Source organism: Streptomyces sp. NPDC087787, assembly GCF_044743035.1.
In the GTDB taxonomy this organism is placed as follows: domain Bacteria; phylum Actinomycetota; class Actinomycetes; order Streptomycetales; family Streptomycetaceae; genus Streptomyces.
Window position 1 is genome coordinate 1 of record NZ_JBIUVQ010000057.1, and the last position, 3,621, is coordinate 3,621.

Sequence of the window (3,621 nt, forward strand, 5' to 3'; positions counted from 1 at the left end):
TCTGGGTCACCGGCATCAACGTCCGGTGGCCACTGCACGACACCCGACGAGCCGACCTACCAACCTACCCCTTCCAACACGAGCGGTACTGGCTGCATCGGCCGACCACGGCGGGCCGGAACACGACCGGCCACCCGCTGCTCGAGACGGCGGTGGTACTGCCCGATTCGGGTGGTGTGGTGTGCACGGGCAGGCTGTCGGCCGGAGCCCAGCCGTGGCTGGCCGACCACGTGGTCTCCGGTGCGGTGCTGGTGCCCGGCACGGCGTTCGTCGAGATGGTGGTGCGGGCGGGTGACGAGGTCGGATTCCCGGTCGTGGACGAGTTGGTCATCGAGTCCCCGTTGGTGCTGCCCGAGGGGGGTGCCGTGCATACCCAAGTGGTCGTGGGCGCTGAGGACGGAACGGGGCGCAGGCCGGTCGGTGTGCACTCTCGTGCCGACGCGTCCGCGCCGTGGGAGAGACATGTGAGCGGGTTCCTGGTGCCCGAGGAGGCGGCGCCCGGGTTCGAGTTGCGCGTGTGGCCGCCGGAGGGCGCCGAAACCGTGGAGATCGGGGATTTCTACGGCGGCCTCGCCCAGGCGGGTTACGAGTACGGTCCCGCGTTCCAGGGCTTGCGCGCCGTCTGGCGGCGCGGTGAGGAGATCTTCGCGGAGATCGAACTGCCCGCGTCGCTGCACGAGGGCGTGGACGCGTACGGCGTGCACCCGGCGCTGTTGGACGTCGCCTTGCAGGCCACCAACTTCGGCACGCTGCCCGAGACCCGGGAGGGCGAGCTGCTCCTGCCGTTCGCATGGAACGCGGTGGCGCTGCACGCGGTGGGCGCTTCGTCACTGCGGGTGAGTGCGAGGCCGTCCGGTCCCGACGGTGTGTCCGTGCGGGTCGCCGACCATACGGGCGCGCCGGTCGCGTCGATCGGTGCGCTCGTGCTGCGGGCCACCGCGTTCGCCCGGCCGCGCACCACCGACTCGCTGTTCCACGTCGACTGGGTGGGTATACCGGCGACGGGTGACACGTCGTGGGATCCGCGGGACATCGTGCTCGATCTGACCGCCGACCTCTCGGGGGACGCCCCGGCCCGCGCACGGGAACTGACCGGCCGGGCCATCGAGGCAGTACGTGCGCGGCAGGACGACGCGGCCCGGCTCGTCGTACTGACAAGGAACGGCGAGACGGATCCGGCGGCCGGCGCCGTGTGGGGCCTGATCCGTGCGGCACAGTCGGAGAACCCCGGCCGGTTCGTGCTGGCGGACGTCGACGAACACAAGGACTCATGGCGCCTCCTGCCCGGAGCGGTGCGCACGGGTGAGCCGCAGGTGGCCGTACGCGGTGGGGTGGCGTTCGCGCCACGGCTGGCCCGCGCCACGGCCGACCCTCGTTCCGGGATGCTCGGTCAGGACGGCACGGTGCTGATCACCGGGGGCACCGGAACACTGGGCGCACTGGCCGCGCGGCATCTGGTGCGCGAGCATCGCGTGCGCGACCTGCTGCTGGTCAGCCGGCGCGGGCCCGACGCGCCCGGTGCGACGGAGCTCGTCACAGAGCTGACCGAGCTCGGCGCGGTGGTACGCGTCGTGGCGTGCGACGTCGCTGACAGGGACGCGCTCGCCGCAGTGATCGCCTCGGCACGGATCACAGCGGTCGTACACACAGCGGGTGCCGTGGACGACGGTGTCGTGTCCGCGCTGACGCCCGAGCGGGTCGATGCCGTGCTGCGGCCCAAGGCCGACGCCGCATGGCATCTGCACGAGCTCACCGCCCACCTGGACCTCTCCGCATTCGTCCTGTTCTCGTCGGGCGCGGGCGTCTTCGGCAGCGCCGGACAGGCGAGCTACGCCGCCGCGAACGCCTTCTTGGACGCGCTCGCCGCGCTGCGCCGGTCGCAGGGCCTGCCGGCACTGTCGCTGGCCTGGGGGCTGTGGGAGCAGCGGAGTGAGCTGACCGGGAGGCTCCAAGCGGCCGACCTGGACCGGTTGTCGCGTGGTGGAACGCTCCCGATGTCCTCCGAGGAAGGGCTCGCGCTGTTCGACGCGACTTTGTCCGCCGACCATGCGGTGCTCGTGCCCACCAGGCTCGACCTCGGTGCTCTGCGCCGCCGTGCCGCCTCGGGCGACGAGGTGGCGCCGCTGCTGCGCGGGCTCGTGCGATCCCGGCGCCGTGCGACCACGCCAAACGAGGATTCGCTCGCGCAGCGGCTGTCCGGCAGGTCGGCCGCCGAACAGGCCCGTCTGCTGTTGGAGCTGGTACTGCGTGGGGCGGCCGAGGTGCTCGGCCACTCCAGGGCCGGCTCACTCGCCTCCGATCAGGCGTTCCGGGACATCGGCTTCGACTCGCTCACCGCGGTGGAGCTGCGCAACCGGCTCGCGGAGGCAACCGGCGTACGGCTGCCCGCGACGCTCGTCTTCGATCACCCGAGCCCCATCGCACTGGCCGAACGTCTGCGCACCGAGCTGGTGCCGAACGCCGCGGCAGACGTGCCGTCGGTGCTGAGCGAGCTGGCGCGGCTCGAGGAACAGTTCTCCGTCGACGCCTTCGACGAGGAGTTCCGGGCCGAGGTCGTGCTCCGCCTGCGGACGCTGACAGCCAAGTGGGAGACCGGCGAGCCTGGCGGAATCGACCTGGCCTCCGCGACCGACGACGACATCTTCCGACTCGCCGATGACGAGCTCGGCCTGTCCTGATCCGTCTGCCACATCGAGGAATGAGCCTGCCCATGTCGAACGACGCGAAGCTGCGCGAGTACCTCAAGCGAGTGCTGGCCGATCTGCAGAAGTCCAACAAGCGCCTGCGGGAGGTCGAGTCGGCCGCCAGGGAACCGATCGCGATCATAGGAATGGCCTGCCGTCTGCCCGGTGGCGTGTCTTCTCCGGAGGACCTGTGGTCGCTGGTTTCCGACGGTGTGGACGCCGTCTCGCGATTCCCGACCGATCGCGGATGGCCGGACGACCTCTATGACCCGGACCCCGACGCGGCCGGGAAGTCCAGCGCGTACGAGGGCGGTTTCCTGGACGACGCGGCGGGGTTCGACGCGACGCTGTTCGGGATCTCGCCGCGGGAGGCGCTGGCGATGGACCCGCAGCAGCGGCTGCTGCTGGAGGTTTCCTGGGAGGCGTTCGAGCGGGCCGGCATCGACCCCACCTCGCTGCGCCGCCGGCCGGTCGGCGTGTTCACCGGCCTCATGTACCACGACTACGCGAATGACCTGGACCGGTTGCCCGAGGAGGTCGAGGGCTACTTCGGAATCGGCAACTCCGGCAGCGTCGCGTCCGGGCGGGTGTCCTACGCGCTCGGTCTGGAGGGCCCTGCGGTCACTCTCGACACGGCCTGTTCGTCATCGCTGGTGGCGCTGCACCTCGCGGCCCAGTCGCTGCGCAACGGCGAGTGCGACCTGGCCCTGGCCGGCGGAGTCACGGTGATGGTGTCGCCGCAGATGTACGTCGCCTTCTCACGGCAGCGTGCGCTGGCACCGGACGGACGCTGCAAGGCGTTCGGAGCTGGGGCGGACGGCACGGGCCTCTCGGAGGGAGCAGCACTCCTGCTGGTGGAACGACTCTCCGACGCACAACGCCACGGCCACGAAGTACTCGCCGTGATACGCGGCTCCGCAATCAACCAGGACGGCGC

The 3,621-nt window shown here is 71.1% G+C and carries 2 protein-coding genes; both read left to right on the forward strand.

The genetic code is table 11. The annotated features are described in order from the left end of the window. A partial coding sequence (locus ACIOWN_RS34410) for a type I polyketide synthase (protein WP_362358046.1) occupies nt 1-2,678 on the forward strand: 2,678 nt, incomplete at its 5' end. A 32-nt stretch (nt 2,679-2,710) separates the two neighbouring features. After that, nucleotides 2,711-3,621: beta-ketoacyl synthase N-terminal-like domain-containing protein (locus tag ACIOWN_RS34415; protein ID WP_362358044.1), on the forward strand; the 911-nt coding region annotated here is incomplete at its 3' end.